Origin of the sequence: Pelodictyon phaeoclathratiforme BU-1 (assembly GCF_000020645.1) — a bacterium.
GTDB lineage: Bacteria > Bacteroidota > Chlorobiia > Chlorobiales > Chlorobiaceae > Chlorobium > Chlorobium phaeoclathratiforme.
On sequence record NC_011060.1, the window covers coordinates 1,512,687 to 1,536,835 of the forward strand.

Consider the following 24,149-nt stretch of genomic DNA (forward strand, 5'->3'; position numbering starts at 1 on the left):
TGTTAATCGTATCCTGTTTGAGCAAGTGCCAAAGGCCAAACCTCACCACTTCCATATGTTCTCAAGAGCCAGGCAGATACCGTCAATGTCCAGCGAGAATCTACCATGTCGTCAACCAGAAGAACCGGACCATCCGGCACTCTTTGTTCCTTGACCGCGAGTGAACCATCAATATTTCGAGCCTGTTGGGTACTGTTTGCCATTGTTTTCTGTTCTGGCCGGTTATTTGTTTTTACAAGAAGCAGTTGAAACGGCAGTCCCAGAGCATCAGCAAGGCGCTTCGCAAAATCCGGAACGAGATTGGGGTGACGCAACGACGGAACGCACGTTACCCATGTCGGTGCTGGTTCCGGATTCCATTGCTGAATCATTTCAACACAAGCAGTAACCAAAATATCAGAAAAACAGTTGTCATGATATTTTCCTTGTCTGACGAGTCCACCCCACCCTGCATCACCCCAAACACAGAGTGTTTTTCCGGGCCCTGCCTGCAGGTTTACAGGAATTTTTCCTTTCACCCGATATTGTGGCATACCACCGGCAGGCCACTGAAGTCTTGGCTCAATAGGCAAACTGGTGCGGCGCAAAAAAGCGACAGCCTCCTGAACAAGAGCCTCTTCAACAGTTATCGGTAACGGTAACAATAAAGGAAAACTGACCTCATTCGGATCACCATCAAGCGCCTGAACAAGAAACCCCATATGTTCACCAAATGGAAGTTTAAGATATTCCTGCATTTGTCGTTGTTCATCACGACGTAACGCGGTAAGTCGATCCGCACGAGCCCAAAATCCTTCACCAAGTTTGGCGGCTGTCAATTGCCACTTGCTCCCTTGCTTTGCGACAGGGGCGGGTGATTCCAGCGAGAGCAATGCAATGGTCTTTTCAATACGTCCATAGCTGATATTCACTTTTCCCTGAAGTTCAGGCACAGAGAGCCCCGAAGGTTCATTTTCAAGAGCGTTAATGACATCATCAACTTCCTGCCTGGTCGGAAAAGCGCTCTTGATAAACCAATCAGTAATATCCGTCTCTTCCCTGCCACTCAGCAAGATACCATATGCTGATTCAAGAGCACGTCCAGCACGCCCTACCTGCTGATAATAGGCAACAACCGATCCCGGCATCTGATAATGAATCACAAATGCCAGATCCGGCTTATCGTAACCCATTCCCAGTGCGGAAGTAGCAACAAGAGCTTTAACCCGGTTATTAAGCAGAGCCTGCTCAAACTCCGGCCGGCGATCACCAGTTTCGCCCGTGTAGGCTTCAACATTGAACCCACGACTTTTCAGCCAACCTGCAACCATGTTCGCGTCACGAACGGTGAGGGTATAGATGATTCCGTGGCCTTGAAGCGTATCGAGCTGTTCAGCCAGCCATGCAAGGCGCTGGGCTTGATCAGGTAGAGATATGGTTTGCAAGGTCAACGAAGGACGATTCAAATCACCACGGAACACCTCCAATTGCGGCCCAAGCACTTCGACTAAATCATCCATGACACGATTGTTTGCGGTAGCAGTAGTTGCCAGAAGTCGCAGGTTTGGTGGCAAGGTTTTGACAATCCGTTCGAGCAGTCGGTAGTGGGGTCGAAAGTCGTGCCCCCAGTCAGAAATACAGTGCGCTTCATCAATAACCAACATCGCAATCTGCGAAGCAATAGGAGCCAGAACATTGGTGCGGAAGCGTTCATTCGCAAGTCGTTCAGGTGAAATGATCAGAATATCTATCGCATTACGAGCGATGCTCATTTCAACTTCAGCCCAGTCATCCGGATTATCTGAGTTGATCGTCACTGCATGTACACCCATTCGCTCTGCAGCCTCAATCTGATTTCGCATCAATGCAAGCAATGGTGAAATCAAGAGCGCTGGACCATTACCCCCTTCACGAAGCAATTTGGTAGCGATAAAATAGACAAAGCTTTTACCCCAGCCAGTCTTCTGGACAACCAACAATCGTCCCTGACCTTCAACGATATAACGAATTGCCTCCTCCTGACTCTCACGGAACACCGCACAGGGATAACCGGAACCAATCCTGAGAAGCTCCAATGCCCTTGCCGACGTATACATCATGCACTCTCCTGATGAAACTTCATTGAAAGCAGCATACAATAGATGAACCAGATACTCAATGCGTTTTTTCGAGAACAATCAAGTTTTTCATTATAGCAAACAATTACAGGCGATCAAACACGTTGCGCCCCCCTACCTTTTTGCTGCTGACGCTCTACAATGGCTGACGAGTAATGGAATTTCCATGTTTTATAGTCAAAAGATCTCCTCCGCCTGCAATTGCTGCTATCGAACAATCTCTCGGAGCTATGCGCTTATCTTCGGTGAGGTAAAGGGAAAAATCACTCCAAACAATGCATGAGATGCGGGAATGCGTTAATGATAAATGTGGGGTTGAAGCAGCGGAGTTCATCGGCTGAATGGTTGCCGTAGGTGACGGCACAGGTATCGGTGAATGCGCGTTGACCCATTTCGATATCGTAAACAGTGTCGCCAACAACAAGGCACTCTTGAGCCGGAATATTCATGGACTCCAGTGCAAGCAGCACCATATCGGGTGCCGGCTTTGGCTCTTGCACATCCTGAGCCCCGGAAATAAAGGAGAATATCTCATAAATCCCGAGATGCCGCATCATCAACAACAGCCCTTGGGTGCTCTTGCTTGAAGCGACAGCCAGCAGGTAATCGTGCCGCAATCGGTCAAGGGTCTCGTTCACTCCCGGAAACAGATGCGTCAAGTCTAAAGCAACCTCGTTGTAACGCTTTCTGTAAAGGTCAACTGCCTCAGGAGCTTCTTCAGGAGCGAGACCAAGCCCCATTTCAATTGTACGCCGCAACGGCAAACCGATACTTCGCCGGGCTCCGTCCCTGTCAAAAGCCGGAATTCCCAGATCTTGGGCGACAAGCTGCAGAGACTCCATAATGCTCGCCTCGCTATCAGCCAGGGTCCCGTCAAAATCAAAAACAAGAAGTTTGTATTTCACTCTTTCATCTTACTTCGTACAATGCTCGCCACCCTAAGTTTTATTCAGCCCCTTGCTGACTTACCCTGAATATACCAGTCATACCTTAAAGAAAACAGCAGCAGGGGTTACAACCCAAGACTCTCCGTCATAGGTTCACTACCAATAACGCCCCCTTTAAATGGCCTCAGGATTTTTTCAGGGTTTTGCAGCCATCTTCGAATGCTGTTATCAAGAGAGCCTGACAATGCAACAGGGCATACCCGGGTATTGATGTTCTTCATTGCTGCGTTCTCCTCTTAAGGCTGAGATTCAAGCTCCGAGACCGTAGCGTGGCTTTAACGCTTTGCGTCCCTGTCATGCTTATTGGACTATTCAGGATGATTTCATACTTCGGCTTTCGCTTTACGACGTTCTATTTCTTCCACCACTGCACTGTGCACACATATCTTGTTGACCGGGTTCAGATAGGTCCCGAGAGACTTGGCAATAACAAGTGCAACAGGAATATTGATAATTGTCACGAACTGCGCGGCTACTTGACAAACCGCGATTAGCGCAAGAATGAGGCCGAGGGGAAGGTAGATAATCATCACAATGGTTGAGTATGCCATCCATACCGGATTTTGTTTAACGTTGAGATCAGATTTGCTGATCATCGCATGCCCGAATGGGGCGAACAGAAATTTCCCGTACTCCATTAACCCCAGGCCAATTGGTGCTGCAACGATCGTCACTGTAAAAATAAGCCCTAACAGATAGACAAGAATAGCACTGACGAAACCGAAAAACGGGAAGTGCCACAGAATATTGCCAAGCGTTTTCATAGAATCTCATTGAAAAATTGAGTCATTTCACATTCTCCTGTCATAATAACACTCTTTCTGTTACCCTGCTAAAATGCATGATCATATATTGTAGATGACAGGCATCTGCCCCCTCCACCTCTTCCAGGTTTTATCGCTGGTGATCAGATCAGCTATAAAGTGTGCGACATTAATACGACTGGTTGAGCCTGCATTGAAGACAGGGCTTCTGGTCGGTGAAGTATATACATCATAACCTGTAACCTTGTCGTCATTGATCAATGTATCCGGACGCACAACAAACCACTCAATGAACCTGTCGATCTGACCGATGGTAACCCGAAAATACTCTGCAGCATGTTTGTTATCCACTTGCGGAGGCAGCAACAGGCGAACAAGAGCAAAAACTCCTCGTTCGACGATGGTGATTGGCTCATGAAGATCCCGGTTCCTGTTAGCTGTAGTGTTCATGAGAACAAACTTGACCGGTTTCTCCGGTTTGTTTGCGTGAATGCCCTTACATAATAGATGAGTGGCAGCAGCCACAAGTCTTCGGGGAGTGCCTAATGGAATATGCATTATGGTAACCGGTTACATGATTTGCTCTGGCCTTGAAGAAACAACCGCTGGGCCAGTGTAATGGGATTCCCATGCGCTAACTGCCGAAGGTTCAGAACCGTTTTTTGCCTTGTCATTTGGGAATCAGTGTCAAATATTTACCTTGAAAGAAAGAGAGTTTAGCCAAATCAGCTACTGAGGTAATATCATTTATCGTTTCTGAAGAGCCTTCATGAATTTATAAGTAAAGGAGAAAGCTTCCAATGAGAAATTACACGGCAATTGTTGAACGATGTAAGGAGACTGGTCTTTTTGTAGGATTCATCCCAGGATTCCAGGGAGCACACACACAAGGGGAAACCCTGGATGAACTGCATCAAAATCTTCAGGAAGTCATTGAAATGCTGCTTGAGGATGGAGAACCAGTGCTGGAAGCAGAATTTATTGGCACTCAAAATATAGTTGTGGCCTGAACATGGGACATTTACCTGTTCTCAAACCTCGCGAGATTGTTGGATTCCTTGAAGCACTTGGATTTAACGAAATTCGACAACGGGGTACTCATAAGCAGTTTCGCCACGCGGATGGCAGGTATCAAGCCGTCAGCAAGCATTTCACGGATTCGTTCATTCAGTTTTCCCGATACCGACTTTTGGCCAAGCGCAGTAGCTAATTCGGATTTTGATCGAGAGCCGATGAGCAACTCCCTGATGACTCTTTTAAAAATCGACTCTGGCCCTGAAGAAAATGTCGCTGGCTCACGTCCAAGGGTGTTTAAAGGTTTCTTTCCAAACTCCGGCACACTGATAATCATGCGAAAAACGTCACCTTCGATGAGCTGAGGGTCCGCTCCGCCGTACTTTTTTCCGTACATCATCATCTTGCGCAAACCAGAACCCAGTTCGTCTGCACGGTCTATCTCCCTGAAAAATGCACCGATCACCGGGTTTTTAGGATACGGCGCGAAGGTATCGGGATTCAGCACACCAAACCCGTGAGGACGATTGGCGTTCCAGGTGATCACCTGACTGTATTCAATGATAAGCCGGGACGGAACATCGCTGGATCAGAAGCTCCACCTCTCCAGTGTCACCGGAATCTCCAATCGAATCGCGAAAAAATCATCGATCATCATAATGCCCGTAAACAGAAAGCAGGTGAACGGTTACTGTTTTGTCATCTACTGTATATACAAGGCGGTGTTTCCTGGAAATCCTTCGTGACCAGCAACCAGAAAAATTGTATCTGAGTTGTTCCGGTTTACCTGATCCTGTAAAAGGATGGTCAATAAGTTCTTCAAGCATTCTGGCAAGTTTGCGGATCGCAACCATGTCACCAGACTTTTTAAGCTTCTCAATATCTTCATGAGCAACGTCAGTATAGACAAGCGCATAGCCCATTACTCAAGTCCCAGGAAGTTTTTGATATCTGATTTTTTGAGAACCGTTGTTTTACCCTCCTCTACTTGCTGAAGAGAGTGCTGTAAATGTTCAACAACATTGGGATCAGAAAAATATCGGTCAGTATCACTCATTTTCCGGGCAGGAATAATTTCATAGGTTTCGCTCTTTCCGCACTGGATAATGACCCGTTCCTTATTTGCGGTATTGAGGTATTTCCGAAGGTTCCGCCTCAACTCGGTTGTGCTTATTGCTATCATAGTTGTTCCTCTTTAAGTATCACTATAGTGTACAAATCAATCGCAATATAGCTCAATTCCAGATAATCCCAATCATGCCATACCGCATCCGAAACCAGTCATCACTGACAAGAAGGGCACCTTTCCATAGTTGTCGTTGAAGTGATCCAGATCAGCCTCATTCAAGACCATCTTCAGCCTTCACCCTGACCTTCATCCTGAATCAATAATCACGCGGATTGACGCTTTCGCTCAACACGGCGATGACATCAACAATCGAGAAGTACCAGGTTTCAGTAGCCTCATCGAAGTGACGACGAATTGGCGTATTTTCAAAAGCAATGAGCGATTGTTCTTCTGTCATGATCCGCCTCTTTCTTGTACAGTTTAGAATTACATGTCCATCCATAGCCATCTGCTTCATCATGAGCCTGTCCATTCCTGATAAACGATATTCGCCTGCATGGCGTTTTATCAGGATGCTTTCGTCTCCCAGACCGACCTGCCGGTTGCCCTGAAATACAGTGACTCAGGGTCTACATCAAAACCGCATTCCCATGCAAGAGTAGGCCAGGAATCAAGATAAAAATGTGAAAAAGCTTCAGGGTTCCGCAATGGTTCCGCTATTGGACATTTATAGACAAGATCACGCAGATCAACCTCGCCGGTTTCACCAGTATTGAATTTCAGAAATATCTGATAATCCTTGACATACCTTGCTTCTATAATTGAAACACATTTCTTAATGTTTTACACAAGCTCACGCCCCGCCTTCTCGTGCACCAGTAATCTTTTTTGCCGGTTTTGATGGCGCAAAAAAGTTTTCTCCGCTGACAACGCTCTTGCCGGTTTTCTGTTCCAATTCAAGTCGTGCACCTTTGGCAATCTTGCCGCCTTTTTTCCCTGCATCGGCATTCTCTTTCATTCCTGTAGCATCAACACTTTCGGCAATTTGCCGGGTAGAGAGTTCGGCCAGCGCAGTAAAAATCAGCTCAGCTTCACTCATGTGGTCGCGCAGGTTCTGGGTTTTCAGCCCTTTCATATCCTTATGCTTCTTGATGGAAACGCCCGTCCACTCCTGATGGATGATGTTGGTCAAAATGGCATACTCATCCTCTTTGGAAATTTCATGCTCCTTCCAGTAATCAGTGAGTTTATTGCGGGTCTCCTGGCCCATCATCCACTGCTGTATCCATTTTTCACTTCTCCCATGTTGTTGCCAGTACTCACGGGCGCGATCAACGGATAGCGCTGGATCAGCCATATCCTGAATGCGTTCATAGCCAACTTTAGCCAGCCATTGTTTGAACGGCTCAGCCTTGGGTGAGGGAATGGACTGAATAATTCTCAGCAATCCCTCTACATTCGCGCAATCGGTAGCATATTTTTTCCCATCTGAAGATTTCAATTTCAGTTGTCGACAAATTGTCGACAACTCAAGGCCATCTTCAGCCTTTACCCTGACCTTCATCCTGAACCAATAATCACACGGATTGACGCTTTCGCTCAAAACGGCGATGACATCAACAATCGAGAAGTACCAGGTTTCAGTAGCCTCATCGAAGTGGCGACGAATTGGCGTATTTTCAAAAGCAATGAGCGTTTGTTCTTCTGTCACGATCCACCTCCTTCTTATACAGTTTAGAATTCTTGAGCGCTGTTTCGTCACTCGCCTGTTATTGAGGTATCACCAGATGATATTACATCTATTGAAATTGCGTCCGCACTGCGGACGTAATCGGAAATTCACTATAAAACTGCCGAACCGAGTCGTTTCTTCCGTGATCGGGTGCATATACCTGTAAATCAAACGTCCATCTATCCACTTGACCGGCGACTTGTTCGAGCACGTTCCCGTTTCATCTTTTTTCTAGACATTTACGACCTTTCTCAGTCAGACAATATTTTTGCAATCGGCTTGTTGGCTTGTCAGGAATGGTCTGCGCAATCAAGCCATCAGCAAGCATTTCACGGATCCGTTCATTCAGTTTTCCCGATACCGACCTTTGGCCAAGCGCAGCAGCCAATTCGGATTTTGATCGGGCACCGATGAGCAACTCCTTGATGATTCTTTTAAAAATCGACTCTGGCCCCGACTCTGGCCCCGACTCTGGCCCCGACTCTGGCCCCGAGGAAACTGCTGCTGGCTCACGTCCAAGAGTGTTTGAAGGGTTTTCTCCGAATTCCGGCACACTGATGATCATGCGAAAAAGGTCACCTTCGATGAGCTGAGGGTCCGCTCCGCCGTACTTTTTGCCATACATCATCATCTTGCGCATACCGGAACCAAGTTCGTCAGCGCGGTCTATCTCCCTGAAAAATGCACCGATCACCGGGTTTTTAGGATAGGGCGCGAAGTTGTCGGGGTTCAGCACGCCAAACCCGTGAGGACGATTGGCGTTCCAGGTGGTCACCTGACCGTATTCAATAATAAGCCGAGCCGGAACACCGCTGGAATATTCGCGGTGAATAAGGATATTGGATGCAACCTCACGGAAGATGGCATCCCGCAGGCTTCTGCGTTCAATGCCTTCAAGATAAAAAGGGTCTGGCAAATGCTTCTGGACAAAGGCCAGAATGCGGTCATAGCTTTCAATAAGGTTGGTGCGTACCAGATCGCGGTCGTCGTAGCGGTCAACATTGACCTTGCGCAGGATCAGGTCGGTTCGATGCGCAGGACATACTTTCAGGATAAGCAGGTCAGGTGCAAACAGCATAACTCCAGCCAGAGTAACTCCGTTTTCCCTGGTAACTGGATTTTCCTGATAGAGCTGGGCACTCTTGAGTAGTTGCAGATCATCCATATCCGCCCAAGGGTGATTATCCCTGTTTATACGAACATATCGACGGCACTTTTCAATCAATTCCGGGCGAAGATCTTCGACCTGAATCCAGGGGTATACCTTGTTTTCGCTGAAGGTCGCCTGTTTACGCTGGTAGAGATGCGCCACCAGTGTGGTGTGATCGGTAATATCCAGATCGCCATCTTCATTGCGGTCATAAATACGACCATTACAGCGATGCACCTGCGAGCTTTCCGGCACATAGATACGCAGCAGGGATTTCCCGTCCAACTCGACAACATCCACAGAGAGATACGTTGGCGGAGTAAGCTTCAGCGGGTTGTTGATGGCAGTGACAAAGTCCTTTTTGATCTGCGTTACAGCATCCTGCTCAATCCCCTGAACGGTTCCATCATCCTGAATACCGAGTAAAATCGTCCCGCCATGCCGATTGAGAAAGGCGCAAACTGTCTCATAGACATCGCGATTGATCTTATTCCTGCAGGTTTTGAACTCCGTAGATATCCCTTCCCCCTGACGGATCAGTTCATGTATTTGCTGTATGCTGACGTCCATACGTTACCTTTTATCATTCAGTAAGAAAGAGGTTTGATTCCTCAGGCCTTCATCATGTAATGACGTTTTTTTAGGACGCTTTGGTATCCCACGGCGACTTGTCGGTTGCCCTGAAATATAGTGACTTGGGGTCAACATCGAAACCGAAATCCCATGCCAGAGTTGGCCAGGAATCAAGATAAAGATGTGAAAAAGCTTCAGGGTTCCGCAATGGTTCAGCTATTGGATATTTACAAACAAGATTGCGGAGATCAACCTCCCCCGTTTCGCCGGTATTGAATTTCAGGAAAATCTGATAATCCTTGATAGAACTGCACTCGACAATTGAAATACTGTCAATAATTTATCCGCTCATTTTTAAATCTAACGTTCAAATTCAGATGCTCTGATCGGTAACGTTTGTTTAGCCATCACGCCAAGCTCGCAGAATCAAAACGATCAAATTATTCAATATATTCAGTCAGCAAACGCACAGCACGTTCAGCATCGTTCATGACTTGTTGAATGTTAAGTTTATACTTACCATCCAGCAATAATTCTTTCAGTTTTGAAATTACTTCGTCCGATGATGCATTGGCCCCACCCGCAACCAATAGGCATTTCTTAATCGAACTAAAGAGATCGATCAACCAATCAAGTGTCTCATCTGGAGTGGCTCGGTGAAAAGGAATAAGCCAGCACTTCTTAACCTTCCGCTTCTCAACGATAAACAACAAAAACGAAGGATATGCAAGTCTTGTCTTCTCCCTTCCAAAGTAGTCGTGCAAAAGCTTAGAATAGTAATAACCCCGATCTCGTGCGCAACTAAGCGATATGCTAGTCATCATTTCTTGTTGAAAAGGAGGCGCATCACTGCCATATTGCTCGGTATCTCGAATTGCAAATACTTCAAGATTTTGACCTGACGCTTTGTCAAGAGCATCCCACGAATCTTGATCTCTAAGCAAGCGACGTAAACCAATATTTGTTTCGTCATAAACAAGCGCACCGAACAAGGTCACTTGCGGTCTTGCGCACAATTCGACAAGGTACTCAGCCAACTGATCGCCGGATATTGAAGCACTTGGAATCCGCGGAATATTAATTCCAGGAGGAATTATTAGACTCGCAGTCGAACCTCGAATCTTCTTGAGTAGCAATTTGCATACTCCAAGGACACCCTCTTTTCGTAAATCAAGATAGGCTGTAGACCTCGGAAGACCATCAATCCATGAATCATCATCGACCTTGACAGGTAATAGGTACTCTGCTCTCTCGTTGATCATGCGATCAAAAGCAGCGAAGAGTTCGACCTTAGTAAATCCCTTATCTCGGTAGGATTTCGACAGTAATACAAGCACAAATTGGCCACGCTCTCGATAGGTCTGATCAAGATACTCCACGAGGTTCCTGCCCCATATCTCATGCTGAAATTCTTCATCAAGAAAAACTCGCAATCCATTTGCTGAGGCAATATCATGAATAGCGCGAGCAAAATGCCGTTCCTTTCCGGCAAATGAAAGAAGGACATCAAAATCAAATAATGTAGTCATGTAGGTACCTCTATGCGGTAGAGTGAATAAAGATAGTTGACATTGTATAGACCGATCTGCCTAATTCGGAGAAAAAAGACCATTTTGGCTCGTGTATCTGCCAATTTTCCAAATACGTCAGCGCCTTTTAAAGCAATAAAATCAAAAAAAAGCCACATTAGCTCACGTTTCCCTCAACAGGCGAAACCTGCAAAAAATCCAGCTCACCCTTGAATGCTTTTTGGCTGAGAATACCATAGAGTGATTCGAGATTAATAAAAGAGTGAGTGTAGGTGATCTTGATTTTTTCAACTTTTTTGACGATTGTTGAAAAACGGTTTTGAAGTTCAAGAGAAGGTAATGGAATAAGCGTTTCTTTAAGTTTTTCGCCGGTTAAATGAGAAATAGTCGCCTTACAGGTAACATTCTTAAAACCATTGTATAACGAAAAGAACAGCATCACATATTGAAGATATTCAGGTATAGCTTGCGATTTGTGTAATCTTACTCGATGTATGGCTTTCTGAAAATAACATTCTGACAAGTTACTTCTCCATATTGCACATCGCCCTATATCACCACCTTCACAAATCAACAGATCTCCATCCATCAAAGCAAATAGTACGCGCTCTCTTTCATCAAAATCCATTTCCTCCAAATCATCCAGTTTGAAACGAAACCACTGGACATTTGAATTTCCGATATATTTTCTCAGATGATTTCCTGTAATGAACTTTTTGTCACGCATTTTCCCTAACCGGGAATCAGAAATTTCATCCATACGTTTCATCTCCCACCCCATCTCATTCCTGACCGGATCGCCAAACATCTCCAGAAAAACACTTTTGAGCAGTTCGTCAAGCTGTTTTAGTTGCTCGCGGCGGCGGAAGATCAGGTTTTCTACTTTGGAAAGGAGGGTTGCACTACGGATTTGGTCGTCAAGCGGCGGAAGGGGCACGTCAAGCCTTTTCAACGTTGTCTGAGTTATTGCTTGAAATGTCGAACCTGTTCCTAAACTGGCAACATTTTTCTCGTTGCACTTGAGATAATAGTATAGAAAATAATTATTTAGATTTGCGTCTGGTCGGATTGCCGACAACCCCCTCCCTATAATGCATTTCTGGTTACAAATATTTACCGATCCAACGGGGGCACGAACAGACATCAGAATATCGCCAGGATCGGCCTCTTTACGCTTAGCGCTGTTGCACCAAATACGAACTTTTGGGAATTTATCCTGAAAATCTGCTTTCCCTTGAAAAAACGGTAATCCGTCGGCAATTGAATTATATGTTGACGATTCAGGGGATTGGCCTGCAATTATGGTTGTAACCTGTTGAAGTTCAACTGTTTTCATCTTCCCCTCCCCTCAATAACCTTCACGCTGATTGTCGGTTTCTTTTCGGGCAGTTTTCCATATCGCTCATAATCGAATTGCGAACGCAGTGCGTTCGTAATTTTAACATCCTTATAAAAAAGTAAGTTACGCCTAAATCGACCAACTGAAAAACTTATCCCCCAACCTATTGCAAATGCTTGTTTCATCCAATCATCCCCTTGAGCTCAAGTAGCTCGCGTACAATGCCGCTCTGAATGTTGGTAAGTTCAGCCTCATCGATCTCCCCCACTTCTGCCGCAATCAGTTTGTCGAGAATCACCGATGGACTTTCGTACACGACCTCTTCAAAAACATCGGTTTTATAGCGGGAAAGGGATAGGTCATATCCTCCTTCGCCTTCAATTTCAATGCGCGGCACAAAAAAGAACTTTTGGGTTCTGTCGGTGTCGTGCTCAACGCTTCGCCGTTTATAATTCTCCACAATATCAAGCAGATCACCAAAACCCTCCTGCTTGCTTCGTTTGTCGTCGAGGGAGTAGCCGTCCGACTGCATGTCGTAGAACCAGACATGCTCTGTCGCCGGTTTGGTGACCTTGTCGAGCGGCCCCCATACTTTTGTAAAGAGCAGAATGGATGTTGAGACTCCGGCATAGGGTTTGAAGACACCACTCGGCATGGTGATAACGGCTTTCAGGTCGCAGCGGTCAACCAGCAGCTTGCGCAGTGCCTTGAAGGCGCCGCCGGAGCCAAAGAGCACACCCTGAGGCACAATAACGCAGGCGGTTCCTCCTTTTTTCAGCAGCCGGTAGATGTTTTCAACAAACAGCAGCTCTGTTTTGGTGGTGGAGAGGGTAAAGCTTTCGTTGATGTCGCCTTTGTCGATGCTGCCGGTAAAGGGTGGATTGGCCATGATGATATCGTAGCAGGACTCTTCGGTAAAGCTCTTGCTCAGGGTATCCTTGTAGTCAATTTCCGGTTCATCAATACCGTGCATCATCAGGTTCATGAGCGCAAGGCGAACCATGGTGCTGTCGATATCGTAGCCGAAGAGCGTCTTGCCAAGAATTGATTTTGCCTGTTCGGTAAGGCCCACAGAAACAGAGGTGCGGAGAAATCCGTCTTCGTCCGCCACGAGATCCTTGTTTCCGGCGCGAATCGCCAGTTGCGTTACGATGTATTGATAGGCTCCGAGCAGAAATCCGCCTGTGCCACATGCTGGATCGGCAATGGTGTGGCCAAGCTTTGGCTCGACCAGATCGGCCATCATTTTGATAATATGGCGAGGGGTGCGGAACTGTCCGTTTTTTCCGGCGGAGGCAATTTCGGAGAGCAGAAATTCATAGACGTCACCCTGAATATCCTGAAATGCCTGCCCCTTTTCATTCGAGTCTTTCTCCATCACCTCAAAGATTTCGTCAACCGTTTTCACGGCTTCAACGAGAAGCGATGGCTTGGGGATGATGAATACCGCATTTTTCATGTGGTGGCTGAATTGCGATTCGGCACCGTTCATGTCTTTCAGGTAGGGAAAAACTTTGGTCTGCACATGGGTGAGCATCTCTTCGGCCTGCATGTGCTTGAATTCACTCCAGCGGAGGGTGCTTTTGTCTATCGCATAATTGAATGAATTTGATTTGCCACGGTATTCCTGCGGAATCCACACTCCCTTGAATTTTGAGGTGTAGGGTTCGCCCGCCCATTCGGCGCTTGCCTGCTTTTCCTGATCCTGATCGTCCATTCGCTTCATGAAGAGCAAATAGGTGATCTGTTCGATGGCGGTGAGTGGATTGGATATGCCGCCGCTCCAGAACTTGTTCCAGAGTTGGTCTATTTTTGATTTCAGTTCAGGGTTGTGCTGCAGCATCGGTTATTGATCTTTTTGAATATTCTTTACATAGCTTGACCCTATTTCGGTAATCCGGTACTTTTGCAGGCGGCTGCCGGGCTTTTCAGGGAGAGTATAGGCAATAAGCTCCTGTTCGAGCAACTCCTTTATGGCTCGCTTGAATGCCCCTGTTTTGGTCTCAAGACCAAGTATTTCGATAAGCTCCATGGCAGAGCGGGTTGCATCGGTCAATGCCAGCAGAACAGCTACCGACTGGGCCCTTGACTGGGCCCTTGACTGGGCCCCCGAGGTTTTTGCTTCGGCTTTCAGTACCTCTTCTTCCAGCGCAAGAGCTTCCCTGGAAACGGGAAAGGTCGTCCGTATGAAATGAGTGGAGAATGTGTAGGCTTCACGCGGGTAAGCTTTCAGAATCCGGGGCATTCCAGAGCCGAGATATTCCACCATAGCAAGATCCTTGAAGACCCGCATCAGGGTTTTGTTGCGAGGCATGGAGTAACCGGCAAAAAAATCATCCTGCTCCGATCCGGGATGAACGGTACCTGCCGAGGTAATTTCCAGTCGATCAGCAAAAATTTCAAACTTTGGCACCAGTTCGGTACTGTAGTCGTTGTGAATGATGGCGTTGATAACGGCTTCACGAAGGGCAACCTTTCCCCACAGGCTTCGGCTGATACGCTCACGGGGAGTTATTTTATTGATAACTCGGTTCTCGACTCCCTCCAGACGATCGAGTATCTGCTTGCAGGTTTTAACCAGGCAACAGAAGCCGTAATCCTTGCTTTCAAGCAGATCAACCCTGTCAGTGCCTGCGTATTTTGCCACCTGCACCGAATTGCCGTTCTGGTCTGCCAACAGGTAACCGGCATAATTGTAAACTCCATCCTCGGTGAGCAGTTCGAGATTCGCGGCGAATTTGTCGCCAAGTGTAAGTCCTGCCTCCTGATAGTAGATTTTAAGCTGTTCAAAGGTGAGATCCTGCCGCAAAGAACGGATACGGGCGATCGAATTACGCGTACGCCGGGCAAACAACTCTTCAATCATGTGCTGCGTCATGGGCTCACTGGCGCTGCCAATGCGAATGAAACATCCTTTTTCCGACATGCCGAACCTGCGCAGGTAATAGGGCTTTTCGGTACCACTGGCAACGATGAGTTTAATAATATCTTTGCCTTCACGGGTTTCGTGAATGACATCGAACAAACCAAGGCATGAGGGCTGAATATTATTTTTGAGGCGATCCTTGATGACAAGCTGCAGAGCGTCGCACTCCGAAACGCCGTAGATCGCTCCATGCTTGTCAATACCGATATAGATAATGCCACCATCATGATAGTTCAGAAATGCGATGACCTCTTTCTCCAGTCCGTCAGTCAGCTCGCGCTTGTATTCGATGCGATTATTTTCTGTCATGTTATGCTGCAAGTTGCCGGGCCAATGCCAGAATTTCATTGATTTCAGCCGGACTGAAGACTCCGCGAATGCCTTTCGGGTGGATGACCGTGAAGGGGGCGTTGATCAGGTCTCTTTTTTCAACTTTTTCACGTTCCGCAAGAACGTTTTTGAGGAGGTTTAAAAAGTCGAGTTGGCGAGTGGAAAAGTTGGAATGCTGTTTGATAAACTGATTGAACGCATCGGCAACCGTTTCAGGGAAGCTCTTGAGAATTTCGAGGCCGAGAATATGGCGGATAAACTGGATGAAATGGGCCTTGCGGTTTTGATAGACGGCACGCAACAGCTCCTCGGTAATGTGCGGATGCTCTTCGTGGAGCAGCTCCGCAAGTTCAGTGGCCTCTTCAGGGGAAATCTCTTTACCCTCCTTGATTTTGGAAAGAATCGGATTCTGTTTTGTCAGTTCGGTAATGAGCGATTCAACCATTTCGCGGTAGCGGGTAATGCTGACGGCCTCATTTCGGGGGCCGAATTCAACCATCTCTTTATGGTGCAGAAGATCCTGCAAGTTCAGGTGAACTTGACCGATTGCGCCGCTATCAGGCTCGCGAAACTTCATCAACTGGGAGAGCTTTTCAATCAGCTCGTCGAAGCTCTCTTCCGTAGCCTGGTTCCAGAAGTGTTTCGTTTGAGCGGCCCGTATCAATTCCTCTTCTTGTTTCACAAAGCCGACGCTCAGGGGAAGCTGGCTGATCTGCTCGGCAATACCGTCGTTGAGCGTGCCGTAGCGCTCTTTCTGGTCGCGAAGTTTTGCCAGTGAACTCTCCAGAACGTCCCGCTCAAAACGCATGGCTTTAAAATCGGCATCCGAGACGGTTCTGAAGAGTGGTTTGATCTCGCTTCTCAGATTTTCCAGCTTTTGGGGTGTGAGAGATATCCAGAAGTTCTCCTCTTCCAGAGGGTGAAGAAGCGATGCGGCCTCTTTGATCACCACTGAGGTATGCGGAAGCCCGGCAATCTGTTTACGCAGTTTTACCACTTCCCGTTCTGCAATGGCCGTGTTACCAATTGAGAGGGCATATTCAATTTTGTCGAGCCGCAGCCCGAACAGTTTCACCGGAAGCGGGAGTTGCTGTGTCAGCTCTTTGCCTTTGGGCTGAAGCTTGAAATATTCGAAGTTGTCCCAGCAGTCAAGAATCAGGAAAAGCTCTTTTTTGGTGCACCATGGCTTGATTTTTGCGGGTTCAAGGAGCCGCGTGCCTCGGCCAATCATCTGCCAGAATTTTGTGTAGGAGTAGACCGGCTTGACAAAGACGAGATTGACGAGTTCCCGGATGTCTATACCGGTATCGAGCATGTCAACACTGATGGCGATGCGGGGCATATCGCTGTTCGTAAACTGATCGAGCAAACCTCCCTTGCCGTAGACGCGGGGGTCATCGGAAACCAGAACCTTGGCAAGTTCGCCTTTGTATTCCGGGTAGAGCCTGTCGAATATCTCTTCAATTCTGCGTGCATGGGCTATGGTGGCGCAGAAGAATATGGTTTTTCCGGGAAGAACGCCGTTCTGGTCTTTGATGCACTCTTCCATGAACTCTTTGACAATCAGGCTGTTCGTCCCCCGATTGATCACCTGCTTTTCAAGCTGCGTCCCTTCAAAATTGATCTCTTCGATATCCTTGCCTTCGAGAATCAGTTTTTTCTGATCTTCAAGGGAGATTGTCCGCTTGCTGATGCCCTCCATCTGGAATTTCGTCTGGATTTTCATCACCTGGAAATTGCACAGATATGGCGGAATATTGTTCACTGCCTCTTCATAGGTATAGGCAAAGGTTGGAAGGCCATTCTCGCAGTGAAAGAGGTTGAAGGTGTTGTGGTCAAGAATATCTGTGGGGGTTGCCGTCAGCCCCAGGGTGATTGTTTTGAAGTAATCGAGGATCTCCCCCCAGGTGTTGTAGATGGAGCGATGGCTCTCGTCTACGACAATGAAGTCAAAGAAAGAGGGTGAAAGGTATGATGATTCATCCCTGATGAGGTTGAGCATCGTTGGGTAGGTCGCAATGTAGATACGGCGATCTTTTGCAAAAACCTTTTCACCGCTGTTGGGCCAGCGAGGTTCGTGGGGCAAATGCTCCTTGAAGGCGGAGAGCGCCTGCTCACGCAAGGCAATGCGATCGACCAGAAAAAGAATTTTTTCAGCATGTCCGCCACGCATTAGGGCATCAACCATGGCGATTGCGGTGCGGGTTTTCCCTGTGCCGGTGGCCATAACGAGCAGGAAGTCCCGCTTTTTCTGTTCAATGGCTTCGAGGACGGATCGAATGGCGCGAATCTGATAATCCCGTCCGGCAATGGCTGTATTGATCAGTTCTTCGGTGAGAGGCTTGCGGCTTCTGCGGATATAGCTGAACCGCTCAAGGTCATCACGGGTTGGAAAGCCGATTACCTTTCGTGGAGGGTAGTTGTCGATATCCCAGAAAAAGGTCTCAAGGCCATTGGTATAAAAACAGAATGGAAGCTCGACGCCCAACTGTTTCCAGATATTGCAGCAATACTGTTTTGCCTGTTCACGGCCAATGGCTGCATCCCTACTTGTTTTTTTTGCTTCAACGACGGCAAGAGGTTTGCCATCCTTACCCAGCAAAACATAGTCGCTGAACTGATGGCCTTCATAAGGAGTGCGGGGTTCCTGCACCCCTTCGGGCAAACCGACAAGAATATCGAACTCTGCTACAACCTGGAGAGGATCGTTCACGTTCCAGCTCGCCTGCAGTAACATCCTGTCAATCAATTCGATGCGGGTTTGCTGCTCGTTTTTCATGGCATGTTGACAGGTTGCATCACATTAACAATCCGGAGAGACGTTCAATATACACCATGCTTTCGGAAGTACACAGGAATAGTGATTCCTTTTATAACGATTTACCGGTTGCAAAGAGATTTCGTTAACGACGGAAATAGATGCCATAACAGCTTGGATGTCAAATCGCTGGAGTGGTTGGTCATTATTCTTGTTTTCCGAGGGTTCTGCAGCCATCTGCGGATTCGGTTGTCGAGAGAGCCTGACAATGCAACCGGACATACAAGCGTATTGATTTTAATCATTTCAGCGTTCTCCTTGAGAGGACTAACAATGAAAATATCCTGCCAGCAGAGATCCTCTCCTTTGTTTTCAGAAAAGGATCTCTGCTGGCAGGTTTATTGAGTGATCAGCGACCATATTTGGCTGTAAAGCTCGCTTTTGCAAGGGTATTGGCATGAATCATGAAGCCGATCAATGCTGCGGAGGCTTCGGCAGGAGCATCAATTTTTTCAATTTTCAAGGCATAGACGGTAAAAATGTAACGATGGGGCTTATCGCCTTTTGGTGGACATGCACCGCCGAATGTATGGGTACCAAAATCTGTACGACCTTGAAGAGTTCCTGGAGGCAGAAGCGTCCCTGTTGCATCCCCGGCACCATAAGCCAATTCGGTCACACTTGCCGGGATATTGTAGACAACCCAATGCCACCAGCCTGAGCCTGTAGGAGCATCAGGATCATACACGGTAACGGCATAGCTTTTTGTTCCATTCGGCCCTGCTGTCCATTTCAGCGCTGGTGATTGATTTTTCCCCGTACAGCCAAAGCCATCAAATACTTGTTCCTCGGTGAGGGTGGCTCCGGATTGAATCGTTGGGCTTGTGAGCCTAAAGTTACCGGCAAGTGCTACCGTCGAGGTACAACAAAGAGCGACAACGACTAAAAACAATTTTCTGAACATGGCAATTCTCCTTTTTTACACGATGTTGACTGGTTGTATCATATGAACGATACGAAAAGGATAAAGATACATCATGTTTCCGGAAGAACACAACAGCGGTTACGCCTGTTACACGCCGCACGTTTACTCACTGAAAGGCTCTCTATTCATAACTCCTCCCCAAGCTGATGGATAAATATCTTTCCTGCAAACCTGGGCTCTCCTGCTGCTTCCACGATCTTCCTGTGATGCGTAAAAAGAATCACCTGGCTTTTTTCGCCCAGTTCGCTGAGTGCTTTGAGGGTTGCCTGTGAACGTCGGTCGTCGAAGTTTATGAGGATATCGTCAACAATAAAGGGCATGGGTTCGCTTGACTCTGTCCGCCATTCAAGGGTGGCAAGACGCAGGGCAAGGTAGAGCTGGTCGCGGGTGCCGGAACTCATTGCTTCAACCTGCAGCCAGCTTTCATTTGGCCGCACACCGGCCAGAACCAGTTTGCCATGGTCGTCACTGTCGGTACGCAGGCCGGTAAAGGAGCCCAAGGTCAGCTCAGTGAAATAGCGGGAGGCAATTTTCAGCACGGGTGCCTCGTTATCCTGGCGATAGCGCTCGGTCTCGTCACGCAGCATTTTTGTGGCCAGCTTGATGCGGATGTAGCGTTCGGTCAGACGACGGATTTTTGTCAGGGAGTGTTGCAGGGCTTCGGCAAGCTCAGCCGCTTTACTGCCGCCATTCATTCGCTCAAGCTCATTTTTTTTGCGGCCAACGCTCTCCGCCAACTGATTGATTTCAGGATCGAGCAGGCTGACGATCTCTTTGTTCAGCAAGTCGATACGACCGGGAAGTTCATCAGGATTGAGTGATTCGGCATGAAGCTCAAGATCGGCAAGGGTTGTGCCCCCGGCAATGCGGGAGAGATTCCGTTCCAGCTCCTGTTGCCGGTTTGAAAGTATTATCCAGGTCGCGGAGCGTTGTTCAGCCACAATCAACTCCTCACGTGTTTCGCAACGAGCAGCGTGACGCATTGCTGCAAGCTCCTCTTCGCAACTCCGCAGATCAGTTTGCGTTGTGACAAGGGCTTTTTCGAGTAACTCCAGCTCTTCACTTTCTCGATTCAGCACGGCCTGCTCCTGACTGGCACGATCAAGACGAAGTTTAAGTTCCGTGACGGCAGGGTTGGATTCGATGCCTGCAAGATCAGGAGCAATCTTCTGCACCAGCAGTTCAACATCCCTTTCGAATTCAGTTGTGTCCCGGTCAATACCCTCTATCCGTTTGCGGAAATCATCAGCCTCCTTGAGTCGTTCAAAACAGCTCTGCAGCGTTTCAATAAAATCAAGCACTTCGGATGGGAGCGCCCTGCCATCAAGCCCGAGAGGGGTAAGGGCATCACTCCACTCCCTTTGCCAATCCTTCAGCTCCTCTTCAGCCCGATTCCTCTTCTCTACAGCATTTTCCAGCGCTTTTTGGCCATCACGAAGTTTGCCGTCCAGCAACTCCCGCTTTTTCTGAACCGTTTCAATAGTGTTCAGAAGAGATCGGGTATAGTCGAGTGGCTCCTGCAACTCTTCTCCAGGGAATCTTTTAACATCATCTGAAGCAGCAAGTTCCTTCAGGAGGGCTCCCCGCAACTCTCCTCTCCGTTCCACCTTTTCATCCAACTCTCTCTGGCTCTTCTGATGCTCCCGCACCTGGATGCGCAGATGTTCAAAGGAGCCAAGCCAGGCGCTCATCTCGCGTGGAGAGAGGGGTGTCATTCCGCATGATGCCCATTGTTCCTGCCAGCGGCGCTGAAATGCGGCAAGAGCATTATCAGCACCTGCCTCTTTTTCATGAAGCGCTACCAGCTTCCTGGTACTCTTTTCCGCCTCAGCTTTCAGTGTTGCATGTTTTTGAACAAGCTCCGCTTCGCGATAGAGGCGGTCGGCACTCTGGTCAGCCAGGCCAACCATCCTCTCGTAGGCCTCCGGAAGCGGGTGTTGGGAGTCATAACTGCGGCTCTCTTCAGCAACATCCTCCTGATTGATCCATTGACGACGCAGAAGTTGCCATCCCTGCTCCCGTCGGCTTCTCTTCTTTGCCAGCTCCTCTTCACCGGGAACGTCAGAGGCAAACTCAAGATCACGGAGCGCCTCTTCAGCCACTATCTGCTGCTTTTCCAGCTCTTCCCTTTCTGCAAGAAGCTGCCGTTTATGATCGCTCAAGGCACGGAACTCCTCATCAAAAAGGTTTACCGTTTCCACCAAAGGAAGTGGCAGGTGAAGCACCTGTTCCAGTGCTCCATTCCAGAGAGCGAGACGGTGCAATGCCGCATGGCACTCACGCTCGCCTCTCTGCTGCTCCTGCTCCAGAGCAATGATCTGAGCATCGATATCCCCGACCCTTTCAGCAGCAAGAAGTGCCCGCAAAAGTTGAGTTGTTTCAGTAAAAGGTGGAAGCAGCCCTCTTTCACCATCCACCCTCTCCAATGCCTTTTCAATCTCCTGCAGTTGAAGCCGGGTATTGCGGTTTCCCTGGAGAAGCGCTTCATGGCGGGAAGCAAGCTCCTGCACTCTTCTGCGCTTCGAGAGACCGGGACGGAGACTTTCAACCTCATTGATGGTTAATTCCGGTTTGATCTGCCGGAGAAGAGATGCCGCCGCTGTTCGGGCGCTGATGCGCTGCCCTTCGCGCTGCGGACGGTCACTTTTGGCTTTCCGGTACTCGCCAAGCCGCTGATAGAGTTCATCAATCACAACAGCTTCATCGAGCAGAGTCCGGTTCAGTGATAGTCCGCCCATTTTTTCACGAAGCGCCTGAACTCTTGCAATGACCTGCTCATGGTGAATGCGGGCCTCTCTCTCCCTCTGTTCAAGGGTTGTACGTCGTTCGCTGAAGTCCAGAGGAAGAGGGATTACCTCGCCCAGTTCAGCCAGTTGCTGCATCAGGTTTTTACGATCTGAAAGATCAGGCAGCGCCTGTTGCAAACGCTCAAGTCTTCTTTTTTCGGTCTCCAGTTCCTGCTTTCTCTTTTGCCGCTCCGTCAGCCTCTTCACTGCATCATCAAGAGCCTGACGATGCTCCTCCCACTCACGCCCCGAAAGGGTGACCTCTTTCGATTGCCTCTGCAGCTCCTTGTGAAAAGCCAGCGCCTCATTGATCAACCTGCTTGAACCCTGTGGTCTGAAAAGGCTCTCCCCTTCCCGATCAAGCTCGTCAATGACCGGTTTCAGTGAGGCAAGCCCTGCCCCGGCAGCGAAGAGCGCCTTGCCCACCTCTCCCTGCTGGTCAAGAATGCCTTGCCCTCCCATAACCAGCGTCTCATGGTTAATACCGTAAAGCGCAAGAAAAAGCTCTTTTTCAATACCATGCAGCCAGGGCGTCAGGGCTGATGGCTCAATCGGATTGTCGTGCTGGTCGAAGAGATCTTTCACGCTTCGTTTCCGGCGAAAAAATGCAAGTTCCGTGCCATCTCTTCCCTCCAGGCATCCACCCACCAGAAGTTGCTGGTTCTGGTGAAGAAAATTATCGGAGGTGCGCAAGGGAAAGCCAAAAAAGAGGGCTTGAAGCGCTCTCATGGCGCTGCTTTTCCCGGCTTCATTGGGGCCATACACAATGTGCAGGCCGGGAAGCGGAGAAGAGAAATCAAGAAGCTGACCGGAAAACGGGCCAAACGCTTTCAGCTCCAGCCGTTTAATTTTCATGACGTCCTCCATGCCCTATCTTTGCCATCAGCAGCTCCTTCACCTCTTCACGAAGGGCAGTCAGCTCCTCCTCACCCGGTTTAAATGGGTCGCCATCGCTGAGCAGCTCAGGAGGGAGTTTGGTGCGAAGCTTTTCAAATTCCGGAACAAGGCCGACAAAGGTTGACTCTTCAAACTGAAGCTCTTCAACCGATTGCAGCAAAGCCTCTACCGGAGAGTCATCTGCCCCCTGCACCCTCGGCCCTGCACCCTTCAGGCTTTTTATAATGATCTTTTCAATCCACACATCACCAAAGCTTGCAGCAACAGCCCGAAACTCCTCACTCCATTGAAGCGCATCCTCGTGAAGTTCGCCATGAAGCGCTGTTATCCCCTCTACGATTAATCGAACGGCAAGCGGACGGCCATACGCCTTTACCCTCTCCTCTTCAAATGCCTCACGGACAAGGTCGCAGAGAGAGTCAGCGGTATCGCATCGGGCAGAATCAACCCGGCAGAGCGCCCAGCGAAGAACATCAAGCTCACGCTCTTCAACTGAGACAACACGCCCTTCATCGACCGAGACCAGCGTACACCCCTTGGGGCCTGTTTCGCGAATATGACGCCCCTGAATATTGCCGGAAAAGACAACCCAAGGGTCGCGGCAGATCTCTTCACGCTGATGAATATGGCCAAGCGCCCAATAGTGGTAACCCTTTGAGCGGAGCGCATCCAGCGTGCAGGGCGCATACGGCTCATGGCCCGGACGACCATTCAGGCTGGTATGGAGAAGCCCGATAGTGAAGAGCGCCGGATCACCCTGGGGAAAGTTGCGAACCAGATCATCCATCACCGATCGGGAAGAGAAGCTCTGGCCATGAATGGCAACACCATAGTGATCAAGGAGCAGGGTTCCAACGCTCCGGTGCGGGAAGAGGGTCACATTGTCAGGCAGTTTCAGTGATCTGGTGATTTGCCTTGCCGCATCATGGTTTCCGGAGACCATGATAACCGGGATACCCGCATCGCGCAGCCGCCCCATCCGGTTCACAAAATAGAGGCCGGTGTTATAGTCCTTCCAGTCACCATCATAGAGATCGCCTGCCAGCAAAACAAACGCAACCTTTTCATCGAGAGCCAACTCCACGAGATTGTCAAAAGCCCGTCGGGCCGCCAGCCGTATCTGCTCCAGCGGAGCATCCTGATACGCTTCAAGCCCCTTCAACGGACTATCAAGATGAATATCTGCCGCATGAAGAAAGGTGAACATAACGGAATCGCTCAAGGGTTAGGGAAAGTGGCTGACAAACCATCATA

The 24,149-nt window shown here is 48.5% G+C and carries 22 protein-coding genes; 2 read left to right on the plus strand and 20 right to left on the minus strand.

Annotated features, from left to right (window positions below):
• Window positions 1-2 precede the first annotated feature (2 nt).
• The 4 genes from PPHA_RS07135 to PPHA_RS07150 form a co-directional block, all read right to left on the minus strand.
• Complete coding sequence (locus PPHA_RS07135) at window positions 3-2,078, minus strand: RecQ family ATP-dependent DNA helicase (protein ID WP_012508181.1); 2,076 nt, start codon at window positions 2,076-2,078, stop codon at window positions 3-5.
• Window positions 2,079-2,359: 281 nt separating this feature from the next.
• Window positions 2,360-3,001 carry an HAD family hydrolase gene (locus tag PPHA_RS07140; protein WP_012508182.1) on the minus strand — a complete coding sequence of 214 codons (642 nt, stop codon included), beginning with the start codon at window positions 2,999-3,001 and terminating at the stop codon, window positions 2,360-2,362.
• Window positions 3,002-3,366: 365 nt separating this feature from the next.
• Window positions 3,367-3,807, minus strand: a complete 441-nt coding sequence (locus PPHA_RS07145; protein WP_012508183.1) for a YccF domain-containing protein — start codon at window positions 3,805-3,807, stop codon at window positions 3,367-3,369.
• 81 nt (window positions 3,808-3,888) lie between these two features.
• Window positions 3,889-4,257 (minus strand): NAD(P)-dependent oxidoreductase, encoded by a 369-nt coding sequence (locus PPHA_RS07150; protein ID WP_223293875.1) that lies wholly within the window; start codon window positions 4,255-4,257, stop codon window positions 3,889-3,891.
• Between the two features lie 350 nt (window positions 4,258-4,607).
• Between PPHA_RS07150 and PPHA_RS07155 the strand changes: the two genes are divergently transcribed.
• Window positions 4,608-4,817: a type II toxin-antitoxin system HicB family antitoxin gene (locus PPHA_RS07155; RefSeq protein WP_012508185.1), complete on the plus strand. Its 210-nt coding sequence runs from the start codon at window positions 4,608-4,610 to the stop codon at window positions 4,815-4,817.
• Between the two features lie 2 nt (window positions 4,818-4,819).
• A complete protein-coding gene (locus PPHA_RS16785) occupies window positions 4,820-5,017 on the plus strand; it encodes a type II toxin-antitoxin system HicA family toxin (RefSeq protein ID WP_150085805.1) in 198 nt (65 codons plus the stop codon).
• Window positions 5,018-5,465: 448 nt separating this feature from the next.
• Here the strand turns inward: PPHA_RS16785 and PPHA_RS07165 are convergent, their stop codons facing one another.
• The 16 genes from PPHA_RS07165 to PPHA_RS07230 form a co-directional block, all read right to left on the minus strand.
• A complete protein-coding gene (locus tag PPHA_RS07165; RefSeq protein ID WP_012508187.1) occupies window positions 5,466-5,744 on the minus strand; it encodes a Txe/YoeB family addiction module toxin in 279 nt (92 codons plus the stop codon).
• Window positions 5,744-6,004, minus strand: coding sequence for a type II toxin-antitoxin system Phd/YefM family antitoxin (locus PPHA_RS07170; protein ID WP_012508188.1), 261 nt, complete (start codon window positions 6,002-6,004; stop codon window positions 5,744-5,746). The genes PPHA_RS07165 and PPHA_RS07170 overlap by 1 nt, the downstream gene beginning before the upstream one ends.
• Before the next feature lie 202 nt (window positions 6,005-6,206).
• On the minus strand, window positions 6,207-6,347 hold the full coding sequence (locus PPHA_RS14600; protein ID WP_041526763.1) for a hypothetical protein: 141 nt from the start codon (window positions 6,345-6,347) through the stop codon (window positions 6,207-6,209).
• Between the two features lie 110 nt (window positions 6,348-6,457).
• Window positions 6,458-6,730 (minus strand): DUF2442 domain-containing protein, encoded by a 273-nt coding sequence (locus PPHA_RS15070; protein WP_083765314.1) that lies wholly within the window; start codon window positions 6,728-6,730, stop codon window positions 6,458-6,460.
• Window positions 6,731-6,743: 13 nt separating this feature from the next.
• A complete protein-coding gene (locus PPHA_RS07180) occupies window positions 6,744-7,601 on the minus strand; it encodes a BRO-N domain-containing protein (RefSeq protein ID WP_012508189.1) in 858 nt (285 codons plus the stop codon).
• A gap of 241 nt (window positions 7,602-7,842) precedes the next feature.
• Window positions 7,843-9,342 carry an RNA-binding domain-containing protein gene (locus tag PPHA_RS07185; RefSeq protein ID WP_012508190.1) on the minus strand — a complete coding sequence of 500 codons (1,500 nt, stop codon included), beginning with the start codon at window positions 9,340-9,342 and terminating at the stop codon, window positions 7,843-7,845.
• Window positions 9,343-9,412: 70 nt separating this feature from the next.
• A complete protein-coding gene (locus PPHA_RS15075) occupies window positions 9,413-9,685 on the minus strand; it encodes a DUF2442 domain-containing protein (protein ID WP_012508191.1) in 273 nt (90 codons plus the stop codon).
• 100 nt (window positions 9,686-9,785) lie between these two features.
• Window positions 9,786-10,874 (minus strand): toll/interleukin-1 receptor domain-containing protein, encoded by a 1,089-nt coding sequence (locus tag PPHA_RS07190; protein WP_012508192.1) that lies wholly within the window; start codon window positions 10,872-10,874, stop codon window positions 9,786-9,788.
• Window positions 10,875-11,031: 157 nt separating this feature from the next.
• Complete coding sequence (locus PPHA_RS14605; protein WP_012508194.1) at window positions 11,032-12,210, minus strand: restriction endonuclease subunit S; 1,179 nt, start codon at window positions 12,208-12,210, stop codon at window positions 11,032-11,034.
• The gene (locus PPHA_RS07200; protein WP_012508195.1) at window positions 12,207-12,398 is read right to left on the minus strand and encodes a hypothetical protein; all 192 of its coding nucleotides are present in this window, start codon (window positions 12,396-12,398) and stop codon (window positions 12,207-12,209) included. The genes PPHA_RS14605 and PPHA_RS07200 overlap by 4 nt, the downstream gene beginning before the upstream one ends.
• Window positions 12,395-14,056 carry a type I restriction-modification system subunit M gene (locus tag PPHA_RS07205; protein WP_012508196.1) on the minus strand — a complete coding sequence of 554 codons (1,662 nt, stop codon included), beginning with the start codon at window positions 14,054-14,056 and terminating at the stop codon, window positions 12,395-12,397. Before PPHA_RS07205 ends, PPHA_RS07200 begins: the two co-directional genes overlap by 4 nt.
• Before the next feature lie 3 nt (window positions 14,057-14,059).
• Window positions 14,060-15,448, minus strand: coding sequence for an RNA-binding domain-containing protein (locus PPHA_RS07210; RefSeq protein ID WP_012508197.1), 1,389 nt, complete (start codon window positions 15,446-15,448; stop codon window positions 14,060-14,062).
• Window position 15,449: 1 nt separating this feature from the next.
• A complete protein-coding gene (locus PPHA_RS07215) occupies window positions 15,450-18,248 on the minus strand; it encodes a type I restriction endonuclease subunit R (RefSeq protein WP_012508198.1) in 2,799 nt (932 codons plus the stop codon).
• A 388-nt stretch (window positions 18,249-18,636) separates the two neighbouring features.
• Window positions 18,637-19,191, minus strand: coding sequence for a YbhB/YbcL family Raf kinase inhibitor-like protein (locus PPHA_RS07220; RefSeq protein ID WP_012508199.1), 555 nt, complete (start codon window positions 19,189-19,191; stop codon window positions 18,637-18,639).
• 146 nt (window positions 19,192-19,337) lie between these two features.
• Entirely contained in the window at window positions 19,338-22,853 is a 3,516-nt protein-coding gene (locus tag PPHA_RS07225; RefSeq protein ID WP_012508200.1) for a YhaN family protein, read from the minus strand.
• Window positions 22,843-24,102 carry a metallophosphoesterase family protein gene (locus PPHA_RS07230; RefSeq protein WP_012508201.1) on the minus strand — a complete coding sequence of 420 codons (1,260 nt, stop codon included), beginning with the start codon at window positions 24,100-24,102 and terminating at the stop codon, window positions 22,843-22,845. Before PPHA_RS07230 ends, PPHA_RS07225 begins: the two co-directional genes overlap by 11 nt.
• Window positions 24,103-24,149: the final 47 nt, after the last annotated feature.